The sequence below is a fragment of the Corallococcus sp. AB049A genome, from assembly GCF_003668885.1.
Taxonomy (GTDB): domain Bacteria; phylum Myxococcota; class Myxococcia; order Myxococcales; family Myxococcaceae; genus Corallococcus; species Corallococcus interemptor.
Map to the genome: position 1 here is coordinate 1 of NZ_RAWL01000096.1, position 23,265 is coordinate 23,265.

Annotated in this window: 22 protein-coding genes; 16 read left to right on the forward strand and 6 right to left on the reverse strand. The window is 71.7% G+C overall.

The genetic code is table 11. The features are described 5' to 3' along the window. The 5 genes from D7X55_RS43335 to D7X55_RS13235 all read left to right on the forward strand — a co-directional run. Positions 1–512 (forward strand): hypothetical protein (locus tag D7X55_RS43335; protein ID WP_158626368.1); only part of this gene is annotated, 512 nt, incomplete at its 5' end. A 119-nt stretch (positions 513–631) separates the two neighbouring features. After that, positions 632–1,315 carry a DUF4142 domain-containing protein gene (locus D7X55_RS13220; RefSeq protein WP_120547268.1) on the forward strand — a complete coding sequence of 228 codons (684 nt, stop codon included), beginning with the start codon at positions 632–634 and terminating at the stop codon, positions 1,313–1,315. Positions 1,316–1,396: 81 nt separating this feature from the next. Further along, entirely contained in the window at positions 1,397–2,371 is a 975-nt protein-coding gene (locus D7X55_RS13225; protein WP_120547269.1) for a hypothetical protein, read from the forward strand. Beyond that, positions 2,349–3,137: an ATP-binding cassette domain-containing protein gene (locus D7X55_RS13230; RefSeq protein WP_370450130.1), complete on the forward strand. Its 789-nt coding sequence runs from the start codon at positions 2,349–2,351 to the stop codon at positions 3,135–3,137. Before D7X55_RS13225 ends, D7X55_RS13230 begins: the two co-directional genes overlap by 23 nt. Further along, the gene (locus D7X55_RS13235) at positions 3,134–4,621 is read left to right on the forward strand and encodes a glycine betaine ABC transporter substrate-binding protein (protein WP_120547270.1); all 1,488 of its coding nucleotides are present in this window, start codon (positions 3,134–3,136) and stop codon (positions 4,619–4,621) included. Before D7X55_RS13230 ends, D7X55_RS13235 begins: the two co-directional genes overlap by 4 nt. Positions 4,622–4,625: 4 nt before the next feature. On the opposite strand, the gene D7X55_RS13240 is transcribed toward D7X55_RS13235, so the two are convergent. Further along, on the reverse strand, positions 4,626–5,600 hold the full coding sequence (locus D7X55_RS13240; RefSeq protein WP_121723258.1) for a COX15/CtaA family protein: 975 nt from the start codon (positions 5,598–5,600) through the stop codon (positions 4,626–4,628). Between the two features lie 147 nt (positions 5,601–5,747). On the opposite strand from D7X55_RS13240, the gene D7X55_RS13245 reads away from it, so the two are divergent. Further along, positions 5,748–6,872 carry a hypothetical protein gene (locus D7X55_RS13245; protein ID WP_121723250.1) on the forward strand — a complete coding sequence of 375 codons (1,125 nt, stop codon included), beginning with the start codon at positions 5,748–5,750 and terminating at the stop codon, positions 6,870–6,872. A 10-nt stretch (positions 6,873–6,882) separates the two neighbouring features. Here D7X55_RS13245 and D7X55_RS13250 read toward each other — a convergent pair whose 3' ends face one another. After that, positions 6,883–8,289, reverse strand: coding sequence for an NAD-dependent succinate-semialdehyde dehydrogenase (locus D7X55_RS13250; protein ID WP_120547272.1), 1,407 nt, complete (start codon positions 8,287–8,289; stop codon positions 6,883–6,885). A 407-nt stretch (positions 8,290–8,696) separates the two neighbouring features. Here D7X55_RS13250 and D7X55_RS13255 point away from each other — a divergent pair, with 407 nt between their 5' ends. The 7 genes from D7X55_RS13255 to D7X55_RS13285 all read left to right on the forward strand — a co-directional run bounded on the left by D7X55_RS13255 (position 8,697) and on the right by D7X55_RS13285 (position 17,463). Then, positions 8,697–9,110 carry a biopolymer transporter ExbD gene (locus tag D7X55_RS13255; protein ID WP_121723251.1) on the forward strand — a complete coding sequence of 138 codons (414 nt, stop codon included), beginning with the start codon at positions 8,697–8,699 and terminating at the stop codon, positions 9,108–9,110. Positions 9,111–9,121: 11 nt separating this feature from the next. After that, on the forward strand, positions 9,122–9,559 hold the full coding sequence (locus tag D7X55_RS13260; protein WP_120547274.1) for a biopolymer transporter ExbD: 438 nt from the start codon (positions 9,122–9,124) through the stop codon (positions 9,557–9,559). Between the two features lie 81 nt (positions 9,560–9,640). Further along, on the forward strand, positions 9,641–10,369 hold the full coding sequence (locus D7X55_RS13265; RefSeq protein ID WP_121723252.1) for a phosphatase PAP2 family protein: 729 nt from the start codon (positions 9,641–9,643) through the stop codon (positions 10,367–10,369). A 115-nt stretch (positions 10,370–10,484) separates the two neighbouring features. Next, positions 10,485–12,245, forward strand: a complete 1,761-nt coding sequence (locus D7X55_RS13270) for a histone deacetylase (protein WP_121723253.1) — start codon at positions 10,485–10,487, stop codon at positions 12,243–12,245. 27 nt (positions 12,246–12,272) lie between these two features. Further along, entirely contained in the window at positions 12,273–12,941 is a 669-nt protein-coding gene (locus D7X55_RS13275) for an acyltransferase (RefSeq protein ID WP_120547279.1), read from the forward strand. Between the two features lie 152 nt (positions 12,942–13,093). Then, on the forward strand, positions 13,094–15,193 hold the full coding sequence (locus tag D7X55_RS13280) for an ATP-binding protein (RefSeq protein ID WP_120547320.1): 2,100 nt from the start codon (positions 13,094–13,096) through the stop codon (positions 15,191–15,193). A 209-nt stretch (positions 15,194–15,402) separates the two neighbouring features. Then, on the forward strand, positions 15,403–17,463 hold the full coding sequence (locus D7X55_RS13285) for a neutral/alkaline ceramidase (protein ID WP_121723254.1): 2,061 nt from the start codon (positions 15,403–15,405) through the stop codon (positions 17,461–17,463). A 10-nt stretch (positions 17,464–17,473) separates the two neighbouring features. On the opposite strand, the gene D7X55_RS13290 is transcribed toward D7X55_RS13285, so the two are convergent. Beyond that, a complete protein-coding gene (locus tag D7X55_RS13290) occupies positions 17,474–18,634 on the reverse strand; it encodes an aldo/keto reductase (RefSeq protein ID WP_120547280.1) in 1,161 nt (386 codons plus the stop codon). After that, positions 18,631–19,503 carry an SDR family NAD(P)-dependent oxidoreductase gene (locus D7X55_RS13295; protein ID WP_121723255.1) on the reverse strand — a complete coding sequence of 291 codons (873 nt, stop codon included), beginning with the start codon at positions 19,501–19,503 and terminating at the stop codon, positions 18,631–18,633. Before D7X55_RS13295 ends, D7X55_RS13290 begins: the two co-directional genes overlap by 4 nt. A 176-nt stretch (positions 19,504–19,679) precedes the next feature. On the opposite strand from D7X55_RS13295, the gene D7X55_RS13300 reads away from it, so the two are divergent. Beyond that, on the forward strand, positions 19,680–20,582 hold the full coding sequence (locus tag D7X55_RS13300; protein WP_121723256.1) for a LysR family transcriptional regulator: 903 nt from the start codon (positions 19,680–19,682) through the stop codon (positions 20,580–20,582). A gap of 27 nt (positions 20,583–20,609) precedes the next feature. Here D7X55_RS13300 and D7X55_RS13305 read toward each other — a convergent pair whose 3' ends face one another. Then, positions 20,610–21,416, reverse strand: a complete 807-nt coding sequence (locus D7X55_RS13305) for a hypothetical protein (protein ID WP_233609833.1) — start codon at positions 21,414–21,416, stop codon at positions 20,610–20,612. 217 nt (positions 21,417–21,633) lie between these two features. Between D7X55_RS13305 and D7X55_RS13310 the strand changes: the two genes are divergently transcribed. Further along, positions 21,634–22,128 carry a gluconokinase gene (locus D7X55_RS13310; protein WP_121723260.1) on the forward strand — a complete coding sequence of 165 codons (495 nt, stop codon included), beginning with the start codon at positions 21,634–21,636 and terminating at the stop codon, positions 22,126–22,128. On the opposite strand, the gene D7X55_RS13315 is transcribed toward D7X55_RS13310, so the two are convergent. Beyond that, positions 22,125–22,748, reverse strand: a complete 624-nt coding sequence (locus D7X55_RS13315; RefSeq protein ID WP_121723257.1) for a phenylalanine--tRNA ligase beta subunit-related protein — start codon at positions 22,746–22,748, stop codon at positions 22,125–22,127. The two genes, D7X55_RS13310 and D7X55_RS13315, sit on opposite strands and share 4 nt — an antisense overlap. Before the next feature lie 75 nt (positions 22,749–22,823). Between D7X55_RS13315 and D7X55_RS13320 the strand changes: the two genes are divergently transcribed. Then, the gene (locus D7X55_RS13320) at positions 22,824–23,186 is read left to right on the forward strand and encodes a cupin domain-containing protein (RefSeq protein ID WP_120547286.1); all 363 of its coding nucleotides are present in this window, start codon (positions 22,824–22,826) and stop codon (positions 23,184–23,186) included. The last annotated feature ends 79 nt before the right edge of the window (positions 23,187–23,265 follow it).

The following is a 23,265-nucleotide window of genomic DNA, read 5'->3' on the forward strand; positions in this document are numbered from 1 at the left end:
GGTGTATAAGAGACAGGTCCCCCTTCGTGGAGGTGGAGGCGGACCGCAAGGGCAGCCGGCGGTCCGCGACGCGACACCCGCTGCCTCCCTTCGACGCACCCTCCGCGGACGTGCTGCGCGACTGCCGCCTGTGGCTGCGCGCCATGGCGCACGCGCTGACCCGCGAGCCGCCCTTCCTGCGCGAGGTGTACCTGCCCTCCCTGTCGTCCGCGGACGGCGAGCCCCTGGCCGCGCTGCTGGAGCGGCGGCTGCGCTGGGCCGAAGGGTGGCTGAGGCCCTCCGCGCTCCTGGAGCTGGAGGTGTCGCGCACGGTGCCCGAGGGCGTTGGCGCCGGGGCCTGCTGGCTCACCGCGCGCTTCGAACAGGCGCAGACGGGCGGGGCGTCCACCACCGTCACGCTGATGGACACGCCGTGCTTCTCCTCGGAGGTGCTGGCGCTGCTGCGCGGCTGGGCCCAGGCCACGGCGCAGGGGCGCGGCGCGGTGGTGCGCGGCCTGCTGCCCGCGGAGTGACTTTGGGCCTCTGCCCCCGAGGGTGGGGCGCTCGGCCAGGCGATGCTGGCACCGGGCTTCCGCGTCCACACCTTGCCCCCGTCAAACGTGCATCCGCGAAGGCGGGGGAGGCAGGGACCATGAGCAAGACGAATTGGAAGACGCGGGCGGTGACGGCGGCGGTGATGACGGGGCTGATGGGCTTCGCGGCCCACGCCCAGGAGGACATGTCCAAGCAGGAAAAGCACGAGAGCAAGCAGGGCAAGGCCGTGGGTGAGGCCGCCGCCAGGCGCGTGCAGTACGTGGGCAAGCTGGCCGTCTTCAACAACCGGCAGATCAAGCTGGCGCGGCTCGCGGAGCAGCAGGCCACGGACCCTCAGGTGAAGCAGTTCGCCACCAAGCTGCGCGAGGACCACGAGAACAGCCAGAGCCAGCTGCGCGACTGGGCCCAGCAGAAGAAGGTGGAGGTCAGCGCGCTCAGCGACAGCAACCAGACGTCCGAGGCGCAGGGCACGGGCGGCTCCGGCGTGCAGGAGGGCTACCAGGAGAAGATGAAGGGCTCCGGCGAGAAGCTGGGCAAGGCCGTCGACGAGACGAACGCGGAGATCACCAAGCTCCAGGCGAAGCAGGGCCCCGAGTTCGACAAGGCCTTCCTGACGCGCATCGCGGAGGACCAGAAGAAGGGCAAGGACATCCTCAAGGAGGGCCGCAAGGAGTACAAGAACGACGCCAGCTTCCTGGCGCTCCTGAGCGACACCGAGCGCACCGTCAGCGGCAACGAGACGCAGGCGAAGGAGCTCGAGAAGCAGATGAAGAAGCAGTAGGGCCCGCGCGTGTGTAGCGCGGTGGGCGTCGGGCCGACGGGCCGGTTGACTCGGCCGGGTCCGGCGCCTAATCCCTCGCGGATGCGCACGGCACTGGCGGCGGTGGGGGTGGCACTGGGGACGCTGCTGGGCGCGTGTCAGGCGACCGTGCCGGTGGTGCCCGCGGTCCCGGCCGTGGGCGTCACGCCCTCGGGCCCCTTCGTCCAGGACGCGCGCGACCTCTTCGACGGCTGTGTTCCCGTCCCGGACAGCGCCGCGTCGCGCACCTACCGCTGCGGCGCGCTCTCCGTGTGGCTGCACGAACAGGCCGGCCTGAGCGAGGCGCAGGCCGTGGACTCCGGCCGCGAGCGCGTCCAGGCCCGGCTGGGCACGAACCTCACGGAGGCCCGGGGAGAGCTGCCGCTCGCGGGACAGCCGCACCCGTCCCTGCGCTTCGAGCAGCGGTGCTCCGGTGACAGCGCCTGCACGGTGGGCGGCTACGTGACGGCGGTGACGCCCTCCGCGGGCCACGTGCGGCAGCTGGGCTGCGTGGCGCGCGAGCCGGTCCGGGCGGGGCTGGGCCGGTGCCTGGAGCTGTTCGCGTACCTGGCCACGCGGGGCAACCCGGAAGGCGACACGCTGTCCCCGTCCGCGCTCATCACGCCGCCCCGGCTGCCGTGGCGGGTGCTGTACCTGCCGGCGGAGTGCGACCTGGCGGACTCGACGACGCGCGCGGGGAGGATCCGCTGCCCCACGTCCACCTTCTCCTGGAGCGTCTTCCTGCCGGTGCAGCCGGGCTCGGCCCAGGTGGAGCGCTGGCGCGACCGGAGCGTGGAGGAGCTGCGCGACGCGCTCCCCGGCGCGAGCCCCGTGGAGCTGCGCGACTGCTACGTGGAGGGCCTGGCCACGCGCTGCTCCCGCTTCACCGCGCCCTCGCCGGAAGGCGGCGGCGACATCCAGGTCTGGGCCGGCGGTGTGGAGCGGCAGGTCTGGGGCCTGTTCGCGGCCTGCAGCCTCCCCGCGAACGCGACCTTCCCCTTTCCCCCCGCCTGCAATGGCGTGTTCGCTCCGCGCTGAAAGGGACGTGGCGTCCGTGTTCCTCCTGGAAGGTGTGTCCAAGCGCTTGGGTGAAGCGCAGGCCCTGCACCCGCTGGACTTGAAGCTGCCCAGGGGCGCCACCACGGTGCTCATCGGGCCCAGCGGCTGCGGGAAGTCCACGCTGCTGCGGCTGCTCAACGGCCTGCTGCGGCCCGACACGGGGCGCGTGGTGTTCGACGGCCAGCCCCTGCCTTCGGACGAGGACGCGCTGCTCGCCGTGCGCCGCCGCGTGGGCTACGCGCTCCAGGGCGGCGGCCTGTTCCCGCACCTCACCGGCGAGCGGAACGTCACGTTGATGGCGAGGCACCTGCGCTGGCCGGAGGCGCGGATCCGCGAGCGCCTGGCCCAATTGATGGACCTGACGCGCCTGCCCTCCGATGCACTGGAGCGGTTTCCCAGCGAGCTCTCCGGAGGCCAGCGGCAGCGCGTGGCGTTGATGCGCGCGTTGATGCTGGACCCGGACGTGCTGCTCCTGGATGAGCCGCTGGGTGCGTTGGATCCGCTGGTGCGCCATGACCTCCAGGCGGACCTGCGCGGCATCTTCGAGCGGTTGGGCAAGACGGTGGTGCTCGTCACCCACGACCTGGCGGAGGCCGCCTTCCTGGGGGACGGCATCGTGCTGATGCGCGACGGCCAGGTGGTGCAGCAGGGCACGCTGGACGCGCTGGAGTCGCGGCCCGCGGATCCGTTCGTCACGCGGTTCATCCAGGCGCAGCGCCCGCTGCCGCTGCGGAGGCCGGGATGACGCGCGCGCTGGCGTTGGCGTTGCTGCTGTGGGGCGTCGCGTGCACGAGCACCGACGACGGCGGGCCCCAGGTGCGAGTGGGGTCCAAGAAGTTCACCGAGTCCGTCATCCTCGGGGAGATGGTGACGCAGGTGGCGAAGGACGCGGGCGCGCGAGCCTCGCACCGGCGCGAGCTGGGCGGCACCACGGTGCTGTGGGAGGCGCTGCGCCGGGGCGAGCTGGACGTCTATCCCGAGTACACCGGCACGCTGCGCCAGGAGCTGCTCGTGGGCCGCGCGCTGCCGGACGACGTGGCGCTGATGAAGGCGCTCGCGGGCGAGGGCCTGCGGATGAGCGCGCCGCTGGGCTTCAACAACACGTACGCGCTGGGCATGAAGGAAGCGGAGGCCCAGCGGCTGGGCATCCGCCGCATCTCTGACTTGAGGGCGCACCCGGGGCTGCGCGTGGGCTTCAGCAACGAGTTCATGCAGCGGGGCGACGGCTGGCCCGCGCTGCGTGACGCGTACGGCCTGCCCCAGCGCGACGTGCGCGGCCTGGACCACGACCTGGCGTACCGGGGCATGGAGAGCGGAGCGATCCAGCTCACGGACCTGTACTCCACGGACGCGGAGATCGCCGCCTATGGCTTGCGCGTGCTGGAGGATGACCGGCACCACTTCCCCGCGTACGACGCCGTGCTCCTGTACCGCGCGGACCTGGAGACCCGCGCGCCTCGAGTGGTCCAGGCGCTGCGCCGGCTGGAGGGCTCGCTGACGGAGGCGAAGATGGTCCAGCTCAACGCCCGCGCGCGGCTGGAGCGCATGCCGGAAGCACAGGTCGCCGCGGGCTTCCTCCGGGCGACAATGGGCCTGGCGGCGGAGGTGCGCTCGGACGGGCGGGGCGCGCGCCTCTGGCAGCGCACGCGCGAGCACCTGTTCCTCGTGGGGCTGTCACTGGTGGCGGCCATCGCGCTGGCCATCCCGCTGGGCGTGGTGGCCGCGCGCCGTCCGCGCCTGGGGCAGGGCGTGCTGGGCCTCTCCAGCGTCATCCAGACGGTGCCGTCGCTGGCGCTGCTGGTGTTCATGATTCCGCTCTTGGGCATCGGCTCGAAGCCGGCCATCGCGGCGCTGTTCCTCTACAGCCTGCTGCCCATCGTGCGGAACACGGCGGCGGGGCTGCAGGGCATCCCGTGGGAGGTGCGCGAGTCCGCTCGGGCGCTCGGCCTGCCGTCCGGCGCCAGGCTGTGGCGCATCGAATTGCCCATGGCCGCGGCGTCCATCCTCGCGGGCATCCAGACGGCGGCGGTCATCAACGTGGGCACCGCGACGCTGGGCGCGCTGGTGGGCGCGGGCGGCTACGGCCAGCCCATCCTCACCGGCATCCGGCTGGACGACGTGGGGCTCATCTTGGAAGGCGCGGTGCCCGCGGCGGTGCTCGCGCTGGGGGTCAGCGGCCTCTTCGAGGCGGTGGCGCGCGTGCTGGTGCCCCGGGGACTCCGGGGCTGAGGCGCTACACCGGCTCCACGCGGGAGGCGGGCTCGGCCGCGGGCTCCAGGCGAGGTGCGTCCTCCGCGAGCCCCGCCGCGCACAGCCGCACCACGCACATCCACACGCAGTCCGCGAGCAGCAGGTGCACCAGCTGCATCGCCACGGGCGCCAGCAGCACCAGGTTCACGACGCCCGCGCCCAGCTGCGCGACGTACACGCCGGTGAGCAGCGCGGAAGCGCGCCGCACGTCCGGCGAGGGCCGCAGCCGCGCCACCCAGCGGCCGCCGAACACCAGCAGCGCGCCCATGGCCACCGCGATGATGGGGTGGAACACGCGCAGCCGCAGCAGCACGTGCGCCGCCTCCGACAGGTCCTGCTCGAACCCGTGCGCCAGGCTGGTCGCGGGGAACAGCGTGTCCCCCAGCGCGGCCACCGCGCCGCTGATGCCCAGCACCAGCATGCCGAGGATGCTCGCGCCCAGCACCACGCCCACCGGGCCCTGGCCCCGCAGCACCATGCGCGCGCGGCCCTTCGACGCCCACACCACCAGCGTCTGCGCGCCCACCAGGAGGAAGGTGTTGGTCAGGTGCAAGCCCATCCACACCGCGCGGCCCAGGCGCGCGTCCTGCGCCACGTACTTCAAGAGCACGATGCCCGCGCCCACCAGGCCTTCGGTGAGCATGAACACCAGCGCCCAGAACGCCGCCTTGCGGCCCGGGTGGCCCTTGGGGAACTCGCGGCGGCCCCAGACGTAGAGGGCCACGGCGAGCAGCGTGGCCAGGCCGCTGGTGAGCCGGTGCGTGTATTCGATGAGGGTCTGGATGGACGGCGCGCGCGGCACCACCTCGCCGTTGCAGACGGGCCAGTGGTCGCCGCAGCCCGCGCCGGAGCCGGTGGCGCGCACGAACGCGCCCCAGAGGATGACGCCCAGGCTGTAGAGGAGCACGCCCAGGGCGAACCTCTGGTAGCGGCGGGTGGCGGCGGTGGGAAGGGTCATCGTGCCCACCCAGTACCGCATCCGTTCACAGCGGACCACCGCGCGTCCGCGTCCGCCTGCCCGCCGCGCGCCACTGGCTCAACACCTGGGCTTATGGGGCGGCCCGCGACAGTCCCCAACCCCCGGAGAAGTTGTTAGCGTCACCTCGTGCCCCGAGACCGCGAAGCGCCCCCTGCCTCCTCGCCCCCTCACGACGCGGCCGAGCGCCTGCGCCGGCTGGAGGCGGCCATCGAGGAGGGACGCGCGCGCAAGGACGCGGCCCTGGAAGCCTGGGTGCGCCGGATGGGCCGCCTGCCCACCGACAAGGAGCGCGACCGCTGGGAGCGGGAGTGGGAGCGCGGCGCGGAGCGGGAGCGCCAGCGCTGGGAGAAGCAGTGGGAGCGTGAGTCGAAGGAGGCCCTGCGCCGCGCGGAGCGGCAGGCCAAGCGCGACGCGTACATCGCCCAGCAGCAGGCGCACCGCGATGCGAAGCGCGCGGAGCGGGCGGCGCGGGAGGAGGCCTCGCGCAACCCGGTGGTGGGCGTGGGGATGCTCATCGTCGCGCTGGCGTGCATCGCCACGGTGCTGCGGCTGCCGAACCAGTACTGGTGGCTCGTGTTCGTGGCGCTCGGGTTCTTCAAGGGCGCCGCGAAGCACCTGCGCCCGGCCAACAACCCGCTGCTGACGCGCGTGGAGGAGCCGCCCGCGCCGGTGCTGCCACAGGTGAAGATGCCGGACGCGCCCTCGGATCCGCGCCTGACGCGGGTGGACGCCGTCTGCGAGAAGCTGCTCGCGGAGCTGCGCGCGGGGAAGGGCGTGTTGCAGGAGATGGTGCGCTCGCCGGAGCGCACCGTGCAGGACCTGCGCAAGAGCTGCCATGAGCTCATCCGCCGCGAGCGCGAGCTGCGCACGGTGGCGCCGCCGGAGGACGTGCAGCGGCTGGCGGACGAGCGCAAGAAGCTGGAGACGCGCTGGGCGTCGGAGGAGGACGCGGTGGTGCGCGACCGGCTGCGCGCGGCGTTGCAGGTGCTGGATGAACAGGTGCGCCAGCGCGCGGAGCTGACCAAGGCGGCGGACCGGCTGGAGGCCGAGTTCACGCGCCTGGCGTACACGCTGGAGAACCTCTACGCGCAGGTGCTGCGGGTGCGCTCGGCGGACGCGGCGGACGCGGACGTGGCGGGCGCGGGCCTGAGGCACAGCGTGGAGCAGCTGGGCGCGGAGGTGGACGCGGTGACGTCCGCGCTGGAAGAGGTGCACGGCGCACCCATGGACGGCAGGGTGCGCACGCGCTGAGGCGCGAAGGCTATTCGCCCGCGTGCTTCGACGGCGGCGGAGCGCCGGACGCGCTGGTGATGCGGACGGTCTTCGCGTTGACGAACTCGCGGATGCCCAGGTCGGCCAGCTCGCGGCCGTGGCCGGAGTGCTTCACTCCGCCGAAGGGCAGGCGCGCGTCGGAGGCGACGAGCGCGTTGACGAAGACCATGCCGGCCTCGATGCCGTCGATGAGCCGGCGCTGCTCGTTCGCGTCCTGGGTCCAGACGCTGGCGCCCAGGCCGAAGGGCGTCGCGTTGGCCAGCTCGATGGCGTGCTCCAGGTCGCGGGCGCGCAGCAGCGTGGCCACGGGGCCGAAGAGCTCGTCATGGAAGGCGGGGGCCTTGGGAGGCGGATCCGCCAGGACGGTGGGCGGGTAGAAGTTGCCGGGGCCGCCCTGGGGCTTGCCGCCCAGGAGCAGCCGGGTGCCGGCCTTGACGCTCTCCTCTACCTGGGCGTGCAGCCCTTCGAGGATGCCGGGCGTGGCGAGCGGCCCGACGTCCGTCTTCGGGTCCATGGGGTCACCGACCACCATGGTCTTCATGCGTTCGACGAAGCGGCGTTCGAACTCCTGGGCGATGGGCTCGGCGACGATGAAGCGCTTGGCGGCGATGCAGGACTGGCCGTTGTTGATGAGGCGCGCGGACACGGCGGTGTGCACGGCCTTGTCCAGGTCCGCGCTGGGCATGACGATGAACGGGTCGCTCCCGCCCAGCTCCAGGACGACCTTCTTGATGGCGCGGCCCGCGGCGGCTCCCACGGCGCGGCCGGCGCCCTCGCTGCCGGTGAGGGTGACGGCCTTCACGCGCGGATCCTCGATGACGCGGTTCACCTCCGACGTTTCGATGAACAGGGATTGGAAGGCGCCTTCGGGGAAGCCGGCGGTGCGGAAGATTTCTTCAAGAGCGATGGCGCACTGGGGCACGTTGCTGGCGTGTTTGAGGAGGCCCACGTTGCCGGCCATGAGGGCGGGGGCGGCGAAGCGGACGACCTGCCAGAAGGGGAAGTTCCACGGCATGATGGCGAGGACGGGGCCCAGGGGCTGGTAGCGCACGAAGGCGGTGTCGCCATCCACGTCGATGGGCGTGTCGCGCAGGAGTTTCTCCGCGCGGGTGACGTAGTAGCGGCACGCGGTGGCGCTCTTGATGGACTCGGCCTTGGCGGCCTCCAGGGGCTTGCCCATCTCCTCCGTCATCATGCGGCCGAAGCGTTCGGCCTCGACCTCGAGGATTTCAGCGGCGCGGCGCATCCAGCGGGCGCGGTCGGCGAAGGACGTCTCGCGGTAGGAGCGGAACGTGTCCGCGGCCTTTTGCAGCTTGCGCTCCAGCTCCTCGGACGAGAGCACATTGAACGTGCGCAGCGTCTTGCCGGTGGTGGGGCTGATGGTGGCGATGGCCATATGCGGGTGCCTCCCGGTGGGAACGTGACCGGGTGATAACAGGCCACACTCCCCTGACAATGCTCCCGGAAGCAGAGCGTCCAGGGGCGTACGCCGCTGAAGAGGAATCATGGCCTATCAGAACGAGTGGCGGCCCCGTTTCTCGGGTCCACCCAACACATCGAGCTACGTCGTGGAGGGCCGCCCGGTGGATGTGGACGCCTTGCGTGTGCGCACCATGAACTTCGGCCAGCACTGGCGGACACCGGGCAAGACCCCATGTCCCTGACGTGCCCTACGCCTATCAGGACGTCTGAGCCCACCCGTGACCGAACGATGACCGAACCACTGACTGCCCAAGGCCAACGCCAGCCCGGCTCCGTGGTCCCATGGCTTCCGACTCGCAGGTGCTCGCGCGGAGGCTTTGCATGGGAATGGCCGTGGGAGGCAGGGGCGGAGTGAAGTCGGACATCAACGTCACGCCGCTGGTCGACGTGGTGCTGGTGCTGCTGATCATCTTCATGGTCATGACGCCGCTGGCCCAGGAGGACAAGGACGTCGCCCTGCCCACCGCCGCCGAGGGTGAGCAGCATGAGAAGCCAGAACCGTTCGTCTTCTTCCTCGCCGCCGACAAGGTCCTGTCCGCCGGCCAGGAGGTCTTCCCGGATGCCGCGAGCTTCAAGGAACGCGTCCAGCAGGAGCTGCGCGCCCAACCCGACCGCAAGCTGCTCCTCAAGGCGGATGAGACGCTGACCTGCGGCGACGTGCTGGGCGTCCTGAACCCGTCACGGGACGCGGGCGCGCAGAAGGTGTCCCTGGGTGTCTCCATGAAGAAGAACTGAGGAGGACCGCCATGCACGCCAGACGCTCCGCCATCGTGAAGCCCCAGTCCGGTCTCCAGGCCGACATCAACGTCACGCCGCTCGTGGACGTGGTCCTCGTGCTGTTGATCATCTTCATGGTCATGACCCCGCTCCTGCGCGGCGAGCTCCAGCTCCAGCTCCCGCCCATGCAGACCGCCTCCGCCGAAGACGCCCCCACCTCCAGGGAGCTGGCCCCCGGGCTCGTGCGGCTCACCGCGGACGGCACGCTCCTGCTGGAAGGCGAACCCGTGAGCGAAGCGGAGTTCGTGCCCCGCCTGCGGACCTTCCTGGAGGCCCGTCCCAAGGGCCAGCGCGGCCTGTTCTTCCAGCCGGACGCCCGCGCCCCGTACACGCGGCTCATCAGCGCCCTCGACGGCGCGAAGGCCGCGGGCGCGGAAGCCCTGGCCCTGTCCGTCCAGAACCCCTGAGAACCTGGAGCCTGGAGCCTGTCCGACACTCGCCGCGAAAAGCCCGTGGCCAGCCCGCACCCGCTGTCTTAAGTCACGGCCATGTCACGAGGGCCATGGCGGTGGGTGTCGGGTTGGGACGCGATGGTGACGCGGCCCCTGGGGCTGCTGCTGCTCGTGGTGGCGTGCGTCCTGGGCTTCGTCGTCCTGTCGGACGAGGTGCATGAAGGCGACACGCAGGACATCGACGAGCGCATCGTCCGCTCCCTGCGCCGCGAGGAGGACCCCGCGATGCCCCGGGGCCCCTGGTGGCTTTCGGAGACCGCTCGCGACGTGACGTCCCTGGGCGGCTTCCCCGTCCTGGCGATCCTCACCGCGGCCGTGTGCGGCTTCCTGCTGGTGGCTCGCCGCTACCGCACCAGCCTCTTCGTCCTGTCCTCCATTGTCGGAGGGTGGATCCTCAACGCGGCGCTCAAGAACCTGTTCCACCGCCCGCGCCCCTCGGTGGTGCCCCACCTCACCGAGACCCTGTCCACCAGCTTCCCCAGTGGACACGCCATGCTGTCCGCCATCACCTACCTCACGCTCGGCGCGCTGCTGGCCCAGTTCTCCGAACACCGCCGCGTGAAGGTCTACCTGCTCTCCGTCGCCCTCATCCTCTCCGTCCTCGTGGGCTGCACCCGCGTGTACCTGGGCGTGCACTACCCCACGGACGTACTGGGTGGCTGGGTGGCCGGGCTTGCGTGGGCGCTGTTCGTCACCGTCGCCGCCCGCACCGTGCGCCGCCGCAGCCCCGCCCTGCGCGAGGAGGCCCAGCGCCCCGTGGAATGAGCCTTGCGCTCACGGCCCCCGCGCGTGATGAAGGGGCCACCACCCTTTTCGACCCGCCTCCCGTGTCCCTGGTCCCCGTGAACGCCCGCCACTCCCAGCCGCCCGCGAGGCGCGGATGATTCAAGCGTGGCTGTGGAAGCTGGGCCTGGGCCGCGGCCGGGTGCACGTCTTCTACGACGAGTCCTACCGCCTGCCCCTCTCCGGCATCGAGTCCTCCGTGGGCATCGAGCCGCGCGGCACCGACTTCACCACCTGGTACCTGCTGGAGTCCGGCGTGGTGCGCGCCGCGGACGTGCGCCACCCCGTGCCCGTGTCCTACGCGCAGCTGGCGCGCGTGCATGACGCCCGCTACCTCGAATCCCTCTCCGACCCCGCCACCCTCGCGCGCATCTACGCCACCGACCCGTCGGAGGTCCCCGTGGACGCGCTCCTGGACAGCGTGCGGCTCGTGTGCGGCGGCACGCTGGGCGCGGCCCGGCTGGCGCTCGCGAGGCAGGGGCCCGTGGTCAACATGGCCGGTGGCTTCCACCACGCGCGCCCGGACAAGGGCGGCGGCTTCTGCACCGTCAACGACATCGCCGTGGCCGTGGCGGACCTGCGCGCCGCCGGCTTCGACGGCTCCGTGGCCGTGCTGGACCTGGACGCGCACCCTCCGGATGGCACCGCCGCGTGCCTCGCCGGTCAGCCGAAGACGTGGATCGGCTCCGTGTCCGGCAGCGACTGGGGCGTGCTGCCCCCCGGCGTGGATGAGACGCGCGTGCCGGACGGCTGCGACGACGTCACCTACGTGCAGAAGGTGAAGGACCTGCTCGCGCGCATGCCCGCTTCCGACATCACCTTCGTCATCGCGGGCGGGGACGTGCTGTCCGGGGACCGCTTCGGTCGCGTGGGCATCACGCTTCAGGGCGCGCGCAAGCGCGACGTGGCCATCGCCGCGGCGCTGCGGGGCCAGGCCAGCGTGTGGCTGCCCGGCGGCGGCTACCACGCGGAGTCCTGGAAGCTGTTCGCGGGCACCGTGCTGGTGCTCGCGGGGCTGGGCCACCAGCGCATCACCGCGCGCTATGACCCGCTGAGCGCGCGCTTCCAGCGCATCGCGAACCTGTTGGATCCGGAGACGGCCAGCACCGCGGGCAAGGCGCCGGAGTGGGAGCCCTTCTCGCTGGAGGACCTGGAGGGCCCGCTGCGGCTGGGGCCGGAGGTGCAGCCGCGCGTGCTGGGCCACTACACCGCGCAGGGCATCGAGTACGCCCTCTTCCGCTACGGCCTGCTGTCGTACGTGGAGCGCCTGGGCTACAGCCGCCTGCGCGTGCAGGTGGCCTCCACCGGCGGCACCGGCGACCGCATCATGGTGCTGGGCCACGCGGGCGGCCGCGAGCACCTGCTGTCGGACTCCGTGCTGGAGAAGAAGGTCCTCCAGGGCGAGACCTTCCTCTTCGCCAACTGGCTGTCCCTGCGCCACCCGCGCGCGCGCTTCAGCGACAAGCGCCCGCAGCTGCCCGGCCAGGAGGTGCCCGGCCTGGGCCTGTCGCGCGAGACGACGGAGGTGCTGCTCACCATGGCGCAGCGCCTGGGCCTCGCGGGCGTGGCCTTCCGGCCCATGTGGTACCACCTGGCCGTCGTCGCGCGCGGCCGCTTCCACTTCTCCACGCCAGAGCGCCAGGGCCGCTTCGAGGCGCTGATGCGGGACCTGTCCGGGCTGTCGCTCGTGGAGGCCACGCGCGCGGTGGCCGAAGGGCGCGTGCGCTTGAATGGCCAGCCGTACCCGTGGGAGCCGGACGACCTGCTCTGCCGCCATTCCCCCGTGCCCCTGGACGAGGAGGTCGTGGCGCAGGAGCGCGAGCGCTGCCTCTTCAGCGTGGAGCCCGCGTCCGGCTGAAGCCGCGCCCGTGGTAGTCAGGACGGCGTGGACCTGGACGCGCAACGCCGTGAACAACACAAGCTGCGGCTGTCGTGGATGCCGTGGCTCTACTTCAGCCTGAAGCCGCGCCACCGCGAGTGGGCGGAGGCCTGGCAGCGCGAGGTGCAGGACCGCCTGCGCGCGCTGGAGACCGTCGAAATCGCCGAAGGCTGCTTCATCGCCCCGGAGGCGCGCATCTTCGCGGAGCCCGGCCGCACGGTGCGCATCGGGCCGGGGTGCAGCATTGGCGCGGACGCCTTCGTGCACGGGCCCGTGGTGCTGGGGCCTCGCGTCAGCCTCAACGCGCGCGTGAGCCTGGATGGCGGCGCGTGCGGGATCCGCATCGGCGAGGGCAGCCGCATCGCCACCGGCGCCACGCTCTACGCCTTCGACCACGGGCTCGCGCCGGACCGCCCCGTGCGCGAACAGCCCGTCACGTCCAGGGGCATCGTGATCGGCCAGGACGTCTGGGTGGGCGCCAACGCGGGCATCACCGACGGCGTCACCGTGGGCGACCACGCGGTGATTGGGATGGGCGCCGTCGTCACGCGCGACGTGCCTCCGTGGGCCATCGTCGGCGGCGTGCCTGCACGCCTGCTGGGGGACCGCCGTCAACGTCCACGTTCTGGAATCCCCGGGGGCTGGGAGCCTCCTGATACAGAGGGAAACCCTTGAGTCCCGGGTGGGTCCATTGACTTTGAAACATTCGCGCGCCCTATGCTTCAGGCCGCGGTGAGACGGAGAGAGGGCTTCAGCCCGGACGCACGGGGTGGGTTTTCCTTCAATCCAGGTTTCATTCCGTTTCATCCGTGATGAAGGAGGCCGCGGTGTCGCAGGAGCAACGCGAGACGGGGAGCGCCACTGCCCTGGGGCAGTCATCCGTCGCGAGCGACCTCGTGGACACGCGCCGCTTCCAGCGCGCCGGCTCGCTCCTTCGTGAGGTGCTCTTCGAACTGGACGCCGCGGGCCGGCTCGTCCTGGCGAGCCCCGCGTGGGAGCGCCTGGTCGGAGCCCCCGTGCACGCGTGGACGGGCCGCGCGCTGGTGGAGCTGTTCCATCCGGAGGACCGGGACCAGGCGCGGGCGCTGCTGTCGCGCACGGCCTCCGCGCGCACGGACGCGCCCACGCGGCTGGAGCTGCGGATGTCCGGCGGCACGCAGCCGCGCTGGGTGGAGCTGTCCGCCACCGCGGATCCGGAGCACCTGGGGGGCGTGCTGGGCACGCTGGTGGACGTCACCCCGCGCCGCCTGGCGGAGGACGCCGCCGCCACGCGCGAGCGCTACCTGGGCGCCATGGTGGAGGTGCAGCGGCGGCTGCTGGCGCCGGAGGCCTCCGGGGATTTGTACAACTCCATCCTGGATCCGCTGGGCCGCGTCGCGGGCGCCAGCCGCGCCTACGTCTTCGAGTTCCACCGCGACGGCTCCGGACGCATCCTCCAGTCCCAGCGCGCGGAGTGGTGCGCGCCCGGCATCTCGCGCGAGCTGGACAACCCGGACACGCAGGCGTGGCCCGTGGACCAGGCCTTCACGCTGCCCCAGCTGCAGCAGCTGCACCGGGGCGAGGCCGTGCAGGGCGCGCCGGAGGACTTCGGCGCGGACAACGCGCCCGTGCTCCTGGCGCAGGGCATCCGCTCGCTGCTGGTGCTGCCCCTGGTGGTGCACGGCGAGCCGTTCGGCTTCATCGGCTTCGACAACTGCGACGACGCGCGGCCCTGGTCACACGTGGAGGTGAAGCTGCTCTCCGGCGCGGCCGGCGCGCTGTCGCTGGCGCTGGAGCAGCACACCACGGACGCGCTGCGCATGCGCACGGAGACGGCGCTGCGCCGCACGGAGGCCGGCTTCCACCTGCTCATCGAAGGGTTCCCGGACCCCGTGGTGGTGCACACCACGGACGGCATGCTCCTGTCGGTGAACCCGGCCATGGCCAACTACCTGGGCTACCAGGACCCGGCGGAGCTGCTCGGCCGGCACCTGTTGGGCCTGGTGCGGCGCGAGGACCAGGAGGTGGCGCGCCGCCACCTGGAGGAGGCGCAGGACGGGGCGCTGGCGGCCCGCTCGCATGAAGTCCCGCTGGTGCGCCGCGACGGGCAGGTGGTGAGCGCGGACCTGGTGACGCTGGGCGTGCTCTTCGACGGCGTGCCCGCGCGCGTGACGGTGGCGCGCGACTTCACCGAGCGCAAGCACATGCAGGCGCAGCTCATGCTGGGGGACCGGCTCGCCTCCATGGGCATGCTGGCCGCGGGCATCGCGCACGAGCTGAACAACCCGCTGTCCTACGTGCTGTCCAACCTGGAGTTCCTGCACCGCGCGCTGGGCCCCATGCCCCGCCCCCTGGGCACCGAGGAGCTGCTGGAGTACCAGCAGGTGCTGGACGACGCGCGGGAAGGCTCCGAGCGGATGCGCCAGATCGTCCGCCAGCTCAAGGTCTTCTCCCGCGTGGACGACGCGCACGAGGAGGCGGTGGACCTGCACCGCGTGCTGGACTCCGTCGCGCAGATGGCGGCCAGTGAAATCCGGCCGCGCGCCCGGCTGGTGAAGCAGTACGGCGCCGTGCCGACGGTGCGCGCCAACGAGGGCAAGCTGTTCCAGGTGTTCCTGAACCTGGTCATCAACGCCGCGCACGCGATTCCGGAGGGCTTCACGGACGCGCACGAAATCCGCCTCATCAGCCGCATGGACGACGACGGCCGGGTCGTGGTGGAGGTGCGCGACACGGGCCGGGGCATCGCGCCGGAGCTGCTCCGCCGCATCTTCGACCCCTTCTTCACCACCAAGGCGCCGGGCCAGGGCACCGGCCTGGGCCTGTCCATCTGCGACACCATCGTGCGCGCGCTGGGCGGCACCATCGCCGCGGAGTCCACGCCGGGCCACGGCGCCACCTTCCGCGTCACCCTGCACGCCGCCGCGCGGGCCGCACGCGTCGCCTGAGCCAAAGCCCGCATTCCGCGTGCGTGCGAAGCAGCGCGCTGCCCGTCCGCTGCCGCGAACTGGACTGAATCCGCCGCGCTCCCGTGTTCGAGTGTGGAGCGCCGGACGGCCTGCCCTCGCGCGCGCTGCCCTTCGGGGGGCAATGGCGACACGCTGGGTGCGCCGCCTTCCGGGGCCCTGCTTCTTGCCGGAAGGCCGTGGAGGATGCCATGCGCACGCTGAATGCCCGCCTCGCCCCCGTGCTCGGGTTGCTGCTGGGCTGCGTGCTGGCGCTGGGCCCGGCCCGCGCACAGGAGCCGTCACCCCAAGCTCCGGCGAACGCCTGCGCGGGCTCGTCGAACTTCCTCATCGGCGCGGCGCGCTCGGACATCACGGGCCCCGCGGCGGAGGTGGGGATGATGGGCTACGGGCAGGTGGGCCAGAAGACGGAGGGCATCCACCTGCGGCTCTTCTCACGGGCGTTCGTCATCGCGTCGCCCTGCAACGGCAAGAAGGTGGCCTTCGTCAGCGCGGACCTGGGCATGGTGTTCCAGGCGGTGAAGCAGCAGGTGGTGGAGCGGCTGCGCGCGAAGCTGGGTGACACGTTCTCCGACGACAACGTGCTGCTGAGCGCCACGCACACGCACTCCGGGCCGGGCGGCTTTTCCCACTACACGTTCTACAACCTGACCACCTTCGGCTTCGTGCCGCAGAACTTCGAGGCCATCGTCTCCGGCATCACCGACTCCATCCTTCGCGCCAACGCGCGCCTGGCCGAGGGCTCGCTGCGGCTGGCCTCGGGGGACCTTCACGGCGCCAGCGCCAACCGCTCGCCGGACGCCTACCTGCGCAATCCGGAGGCCGAGCGCGCCCGCTATCCCGACAACGTGGACACGCGCATGACGTTGCTGCGGATGACGGGCGCGGACGGGCGCGAGCTGGGGCTCGTCAACTGGTTCGCCGTGCACGCCACGTCCTTTGGCAACACCAACCCGTACATCAGCGGCGACAACAAGGGCATGGCGGCGCACACCTTCGAGGTGGAGAAGGGGGGCCGGACGCCCGGAGGCCCGGACACCTTCGTCGCGGCGTTCGCCAACTCCAACGAGGGCGACGTCACGCCCAACGTCCTGGGCGGCACGAACGGCGGCGGCGCGAACGACTTCGAGGACGCGGCCATCTCCGCGAAGAAGCAGTACGACTTCGCCGAGCACCTGTGGACGAACGCGGGCATGCCCGTGATGGGCGGCGTGGACTACCGGCACACCTACGTGAAGATGGACGCGGTGGACGTCGCGCCCGCGTTCGCGGATGGCAGCGCGCACCGCACCTGCCCCGCGGCCATCGGCCTGTCCATGATTGCCGGCGCGGAGGACGGGCCCGGCTTCGGTTCGGAAGGGGCCACGTGCGAGTCCGTGCACGACGTGTGGAGCCAGTTCTCCTGCGCCGCCGTCACCACGCCCTGCCAGGGGGAGAAGCCCATCGTGCTGGAGATGGGCACCATGAAGCCCTACCCGTGGTCCCCGGAGGTACTGCCGCTCCAGGTGGTGACGGTGGGGCCGCTGGCGCTGGTGGCGGTGCCCTTCGAGGTGACCACCATGGCGGGCCGGCGCCTGCGCGACACGGTGCGCGCGCAGCTGCAGGGCGCGGGCGTGACGGACGTGGTCATCGCGGGGCCGGCCAATGCCTACTCAGGCTACGTGGCCACGCGCGAGGAGTACGCGAAGCAGGACTATGAAGGCGCGTCCACGCACTTCGGCCCGTGGACGCTGGCGGCGCTGCAGCAGTCCTTCTCGGGGCTCGCGGCCAGCCTGCGCGAAGGGGCAGCCGTCGCGCCCGGGCCCACGCCGCGCGACCTGCGCAAGGCGGTGGTGGGGCTGCAGCCCGGCGTGGTGTTCGACGACAAGCTGCTCTGGGTGGACTTCGGCGCCGTCGCGAAGGAGGCGAAGGCGGCCTACGCGCGAGGCGACACGGCGAGCGTCACCTTCTGGGGCGGCCATCCGCGCAATGATTTGAAGCTGGGCGGGACGTTCCTGCGCGTGCAGCAGCGGCAGGCGGACGGCACGTGGAAGGACATCGCGAACGACGGCGATGGCGCCGCGCTGTACCACTGGCAGCGCGAGTACTGCGTGCCCACGCTCGCGTGTTCGCAGGTGCGCATCGACTGGCCCATTCCCAGGGACGCCCAGCCGGGCACGTACCGGCTGGTACACGAGGGCAACTGGAAGTCGGGCTGGGACGGGCGCATCCATCCGTACTCGGGAAGCTCGCGCCCGTTCACCGTGCGGTAGACACGACCGGTCACTTCGACGTGTCGACCACGTCCATCTGCATCGGGTTCATCCGGCCGCCGTGCACCGTGAGCCTGGAGAATGCCGCCTCCAGTTCGTGAAGCTCCGCGGCCGTCAGCTGGACGTGGCGGGCGCCCAGGTTCTCCTCGAGGTGCGTGGGGTTGCGCGTCCCCGGGATGGGGACGATCCACGGCTTTCGCGACAGCAGCCACGCGAGCGCGAGCTGCGCGGGCGTCGCGCCCTTCTTCGCGGCAACGCTCCGCAGCGCCTCGACGATGGGCGCGTTCGCGGCCAGGTTGTCGGGGGTGAAGCGCGTGAAGCCGGCTCGAAGGTCCGTCTTCGGGTCCAGCCTCGTGCGCGCGTCGAGCGTCCCGGGCAGGAACCCCATCCCCAGCGGTCCCCACGGAACGAAGCCGATGCCCAGCTCCTCGCACACCGCGAGGACGCCGTTCTTCTCCGCGTCCCGCTCCATGAACGAGTACTCGGTCTGGACGGCGGTGACGGGTTGAACGGCATGCGCCCGGCGGATGGTTTGCGCGCTCGCCTCGGAGAGGCCGAAGTGCAGCACCTTGCCCTGGGCGATCAGGTCCTTCACCGCGCCCGCCACGTCCTCGATGGGCACCGTGGGGTCCACGCGGTGCTGGTAGTAGAGGTCGATGCGGTCCGTCCTGAGTCGTTTCAGCGAACCCTCTACCACCTTCCGGATGTGCTCGGGCCGGCTGTTCAGCCCCGGAGGGCCCTCGAGGTTGAAGCCGAACTTGGTCGCGATGACGACCCTGTCACGGATGGGCGCGAGCGCTTCGCCGACAAGCTCCTCGTTCGTGTAGGGACCGTAGACCTCGGCCGTGTCGAAGAACGTGACGCCCTGCTCATGGGCCGTCCGGATGACCTGGATGCCCTGGTTCCGATCCGCGGGTGGACCGTAGTTGGCGCTGATGCTCATGCACCCGTGCCCCAGCTCCGAGACCTCCAGGCTTCCCAGCCTCCGCGTCTTCATCATGCCGCGTTGTCCGGTGCGGTTTCTGTCACCCTGCACGGAGGGCGTGGCGCATGCCCACGTCCCGACCGCCGCCCCTGCTCCGATGAGGGCCGTGCGGGCCAGGAGGTCACGGCGGCTGAGCCCCCGCCGGTCCTGCGTGTCCGCTTCAGGCGTCTGCTCGTGCTTCTTCATGGGGATTCCCTCTGTTCGTCATTGGCGGGGCGCTGGAAGTCGCCGTCCGTCGAAACCGACAGGTCCTTGTGTGCGCGCACCTCGGCGAGCCGCGCCTCGAGGTCGGCGGTGATGCCGCTGACCGCGTCGCTCCCCGCGAAGAACTGCTTCGGCGGCGTGTCCATCGCGGCCAGCCGCACGAGCGCCTTGCCGAGCTTCGCGGGGTCCCCGGACTGATTGTGGTGGTAGCCCTGCCACTGCGCCCGGACGGCCGCTGGCGCGTCATAGCCCTCGACGGCAATGTCGCCGTACACGACGGACTGGGGGGCGAGCAGGTCGGTGCGGAAGAAGCCGGGTTCGACGAGCGTCAGCTTGATGCCGAAGCGCTCCACCTCCTGGGCGACCGACAGCGAGAGCCCCTCGACCGCGAACTTCGACGCCGCATAGGCGCTCACCGTCGCATAGCCGATGACGCCGGCCATCGAGGACACGTTGAGGATGCGCCCGGAGCGCTGCCGCCGCATGACGGGGAGCACCGCGCGCAGCACGTGCAGCACGCCGTGGAAGTTGGTCGCGAGCTGCTGCTCGAACTGCGCAGGGGTCAGCGACTCCAGGTTGCCGATGAGGCTGTACCCGGCGTTGTTGACCAGCACGTCGATGCGACCGAACCGCTCGACCGCGGCGGCGACAGCCTGCCGGGCCTGCTCTTCCTTCGTGACGTCCAGCGGCACGAACGCGAGCCGGTCGCCCGCCTGCTCGCCGATGGCGGACCGCAGCTTCTCCACGTTGCGCGCCGTGGCGACGACGCGGTCGCCCGCCTCCAGCGCGGCCCTGACGACTCCCGCGCCAATGCCACTGCTGGCGCCTGTGACAAACCAGACCTTGCTCATGTGGATCCTCCGGTGGCCCTGGGCGGCGGAGTGCCGCGCGGAGGGCGGGTGCTTCAAGCGATGGGAAAGAAGTACGCCCCGGCACCGCTCCGGACTAGATGCAAGAAAGCCAATGGGCTCTTAACCGAGGGTTAAGAACGCACCGGCGCTGCCTGGCTTCGCAGGGGACTCACGCCATGAAGACGGCCCTCCTTCCGCAGTTGCACGTGTTGCTCACCGTGGCGCGCCTGCGCAGCTTCAGCGGGGCGGCGCGTGAGCTGGGGGTCTCCACGCCCGCGGTCAGCAAGGCGGTGCGTGTGCTCGAGGAGCAGCTCCGCGTGGTGCTGCTCACCCGGACGACGCGCAGCGTGGCGCTGACCGAAGCAGGGCGGCGCCTGGTGGAGGAGGCGGGCCCCGGACTCGGGCAGGCCGTGGCGGCCCTCACCCATGTGGCCGCCCAGCCCGGCGAGGCGGTGGGCAGCCTGAGGCTGTCGGCCCCACCCATGGCCGTCCCCTTCGTGGGGCCGTTGCTGTCCACCTTCCGCGAGCGCCACCCCCGGGTGGAGGTGGAGCTCGTCATCGAGCAGCGCTTCGTGGACATCGTGGCGGAGGGCTACGACGCGGGCGTGCGGCTGAGCGAGGCCATCGAGCGTGACATGGTGCAGGTGCGCCTCACCGACGCCTTCCGCTTCGTGGTGGTGGGCTCGCCCCGCTACCTCGAACGCCGGGGGACGCCCCGGAAGCCCGAGGACCTGCTGCGCCACGAGTGCATCACCTTCCGCTCACACACGACCGGGACGCTCTATGCCTGGGAGCTGGAGCGGGGCCGCAGGAGCTGGCGCGTGCCGGTGCGCGGAGGCGTCGTCACCAGCGACGGCGCGGTGATGAAATACCTGGCCGAGTCAGGCGCCGGGCTCACCTACGCCTTCGAGCCGGAGGTGCAGGAGTCGCTGCGCAGCGGGAAGCTCGTGCGCGTGCTGGAGGCCTACGCACCCACCGTCCCCGGCTTCTTCCTCTACTACCCCAGCCGTGCGCAGCGCTCCGGGCCGCTGCGCCTCTTCGTCGAGACAGCCCGGGCGCTGACCGCGAAGGCACGGTGAGCGTGCCCCGTGTGGTCGCGCGCGCCCTCAGTCGCAGCTGCCGTCCGGGTTGCAGCGCTTCTCGCACTTCTTGCAGGCCTGGCCGCCCTTGCCGCACTGGTTCTTGTTGGGCGCGGGGATGCAGCTGTTGCCGTCGCAGCAGCCGGCGCAGGTGGACGGGTCGCACTTGCAGAAGCCACCAATGCACGCCAGGCCCGGGCCGCAGGCGTTGTTGGAGCCGCAGAAGCACCTGCCGCCCTTGCAGCTGTCGGCGTTGATGCCGCAGGCCGGGCCGGTGCCACAGCCGCAGGTCCCCCGGCTGGTGCAGGAGTCGGTGCGGTCCGCGTCGCAGGCCTCGCACGCGACACCGCCCACGCCGCAGGTGCGGAACGTGCGGGACGTGCACACGCCTTCGCGGCAGCAGCCGTCCGGGCAGTCCAGGCAGAAGGTACCGCCGCCGCCTCCGCCGCCCGTGGCGGTCAGCCGCACGCTGGCCTCCACCTCGTAGCCGTCACGCACGCTGGCGGTCGCCTCACCCGTGGCGGCGACGGTGCCGTCCTCGCGCAGGCCGTCCACGCGGACGGTGGCCTGGGTGCCGTCGCTCGCGCCCCCGAGCAGGACGCGGAACGTCTCGCCGCTGCGCAGCAGGCGGCTGGAATCATCCGGCAGCAGCCCGTCCGGCACGGTGGTGCCGTCCGCCACGGTGGTGGTGACGCGCAGATGGGTGAGGTTGAGCGCGGGGTCGAAGTCCGCGGTGACGAAGAGGGCGGTGCCGGACGCGGCGGCGGGGTCCCGGCAGGCCGCCAGTGCCACCGAACCCAGGACGATGCAGGACAGGAGGAGCCGGGTGAGCATCCGGCCGGGGGTTGCTCCCACGGAAGTCATGATGGCGAAGGAGGGTAGCGGTTTGCCGCCGGTACGTGGAAAGAGCGGCGGGCCGAGACTCGGAGGCGTTGGACAGCGGACGCTCAAGAGATGTCCGGTGTGTCACCGCTGGCACTTCTCGCGTGGCGCCGGAGCGGCGGAGGCCGCAGCATGGGGGATGCGCGAGTGAGTGGGAGGCGACAACGGCATGGTGGTCATCGTCATGGGCGTCTCAGGCACCGGGAAGTCCACGGTGGGCCGGATGCTCGCGGACCGGCTGGGGTGGACGTTCGTGGACGCGGACGACCTGCACTCGGTGGAGAACCGCCGGAAGATGGCCGAGGGCACGCCGCTGACGGACGTGGACCGGCAGCCCTGGCTGGAGCTGCTGCGAGCGCGGATGGAGAAGGCCCTGGAGCAGGACGAGGACCTGGTGCTGGCGTTCTCCGGCCTCAAGCAGTTCTACCGCGCGCGCCTCACCGTGGACGCCGAGCGCGAGCGCTGGGTGTACCTGCACGCGCCCGCGTCCGTCATCCGCGAGCGGCTCCAGAAGCGCCTGGGCCACTTCATGCCGGCGTCACTGCTCGACAGCCAGCTGGAGACGATGGAGGTGCCTGACGACGCGTTCACCGTGGACGTGACGCCACCGCCGGATGAGATCGCCGGACGCATCGTGGCGGGGTTGGGACTGGAGAGCCGCTAGACGCGCTCGACGGTGGCGCCCAGGCGCTCTAGCAGCTCGCGGTACCAGGTGAAGGCGCGCTCGGTGTGGCCCTTGAGCTCCTTGGTGCCCCACAGCAGCGTGAGCGTGCGGCGCGTGGTGGCGTCCGTCTTGGTGCGCTGGGCGTCCTTCACCGCGTTGGCGCACGGGCCCTGCGCGTCGAAGAGGCACAGCAGGCCCTCCAGGTCGATGGTCTGCCCCGACGCGTTGAAGACGTAGCGGTCGCCCTGGATGGCGGTGGAGACGCGGAAGGGCGCCTGGGCGCGGTCCAGGTCCACCACGCTGATGGGCAGGCCGCTGTGCAGCGACACGGCGTTGCACGCGTCCACCGCGGCGTTGATGGTGCCCAGGGTGCCGTCGCCGGAGGCCCGCACCAGGTACTCGGACGCGGGCTTGCCCCGGCCCGTGGGCTTGTAGCCGCCGTGGCGGAGCAGGTCGCGCACGGCGCCCCGGACGGCGTCGTCACTCTGGAGGGGCGCGGTGGCCCCGGGCTTCAGCAGGGCCTGCAGCCAGTCGGGCGCGGGCAGGTCTCCCAGGGGGGCGGCCCAGGTGGACGTGAAGGCGACGAGGTCGAGGAGGGGATGGTTGTCGACGGTCAGCACGGCGGCACTCTACGCGACGCGCTGGTAGGGTAGGGATGGCTGCTGTTCCCCTTCGTCCCCTCCTGGAGCATCCGCATGCCCACGCTCATCCCGAAGCCCACCCGTGTGACGGCGGTGGGCAACAAGCCGAAGCTCATCGACGAGTACGTGGGCCGGGTGACCTCCAAGACGTCCAACATCAGCGTGGCCCACATGCGCAGCCCGGGCGGCTGGGAGGAGCCGGGCCAGACGCCCGAGTTCCGCGAAATCACCCTGGTGCTCGCGGGCACGCTGCGGGTGGAGCACAAGGGCGGGGTGATGGACGTGCACGCCGGCCAGACGGTGGTGTGCGAACCCGGCGAGTGGGTCCGCTACAGCACCCCGGAGGAGGAGGGCGCCGAGTACGTCGCCATCTGCACCCCGGCGTTCTCCCCGGGCACGGTGCACCGGGACGCCTGAGCGCCCGTTCCGGGTTCCAAGCCGGGCGGAAATCCCGCGGGCGGGGGCCTGCCTGCACGGCTGCGTGGAAGGGCCGGGG

Excerpts from the sequence above, each read along its gene's own strand:
- D7X55_RS13220 (WP_120547268.1), top strand. The coding sequence starts at position 632 with ATGAGCAAGACGAATTGGAAGACGCGGGCGGTGACGGCGGCGGTGATG.
- D7X55_RS13225 (WP_120547269.1), top strand. The coding sequence starts at position 1,397 with ATGCGCACGGCACTGGCGGCGGTGGGGGTGGCACTGGGGACGCTGCTG.
- D7X55_RS13230 (WP_370450130.1), top strand. The coding sequence starts at position 2,349 with ATGGCGTGTTCGCTCCGCGCTGAAAGGGACGTGGCGTCCGTGTTCCTC.
- D7X55_RS13235 (WP_120547270.1), top strand. The coding sequence starts at position 3,134 with ATGACGCGCGCGCTGGCGTTGGCGTTGCTGCTGTGGGGCGTCGCGTGC.
- D7X55_RS13240 (WP_121723258.1), bottom strand. The coding sequence starts at position 5,600 with ATGACCCTTCCCACCGCCGCCACCCGCCGCTACCAGAGGTTCGCCCTG.
- D7X55_RS13250 (WP_120547272.1), bottom strand. The coding sequence starts at position 8,289 with ATGGCCATCGCCACCATCAGCCCCACCACCGGCAAGACGCTGCGCACG.
- D7X55_RS13255 (WP_121723251.1), top strand. The coding sequence starts at position 8,697 with ATGGGAATGGCCGTGGGAGGCAGGGGCGGAGTGAAGTCGGACATCAAC.
- D7X55_RS13260 (WP_120547274.1), top strand. The coding sequence starts at position 9,122 with ATGCACGCCAGACGCTCCGCCATCGTGAAGCCCCAGTCCGGTCTCCAG.
- D7X55_RS13265 (WP_121723252.1), top strand. The coding sequence starts at position 9,641 with ATGTCACGAGGGCCATGGCGGTGGGTGTCGGGTTGGGACGCGATGGTG.
- D7X55_RS13270 (WP_121723253.1), top strand. The coding sequence starts at position 10,485 with ATGATTCAAGCGTGGCTGTGGAAGCTGGGCCTGGGCCGCGGCCGGGTG.
- D7X55_RS13285 (WP_121723254.1), top strand. The coding sequence starts at position 15,403 with ATGCGCACGCTGAATGCCCGCCTCGCCCCCGTGCTCGGGTTGCTGCTG.
- D7X55_RS13290 (WP_120547280.1), bottom strand. The coding sequence starts at position 18,634 with ATGAAGAAGCACGAGCAGACGCCTGAAGCGGACACGCAGGACCGGCGG.
- D7X55_RS13295 (WP_121723255.1), bottom strand. The coding sequence starts at position 19,503 with ATGAGCAAGGTCTGGTTTGTCACAGGCGCCAGCAGTGGCATTGGCGCG.
- D7X55_RS13300 (WP_121723256.1), top strand. The coding sequence starts at position 19,680 with ATGAAGACGGCCCTCCTTCCGCAGTTGCACGTGTTGCTCACCGTGGCG.
- D7X55_RS13305 (WP_233609833.1), bottom strand. The coding sequence starts at position 21,416 with ATGCTCACCCGGCTCCTCCTGTCCTGCATCGTCCTGGGTTCGGTGGCA.
- D7X55_RS13310 (WP_121723260.1), top strand. The coding sequence starts at position 21,634 with ATGGTGGTCATCGTCATGGGCGTCTCAGGCACCGGGAAGTCCACGGTG.
- D7X55_RS13320 (WP_120547286.1), top strand. The coding sequence starts at position 22,824 with ATGCCCACGCTCATCCCGAAGCCCACCCGTGTGACGGCGGTGGGCAAC.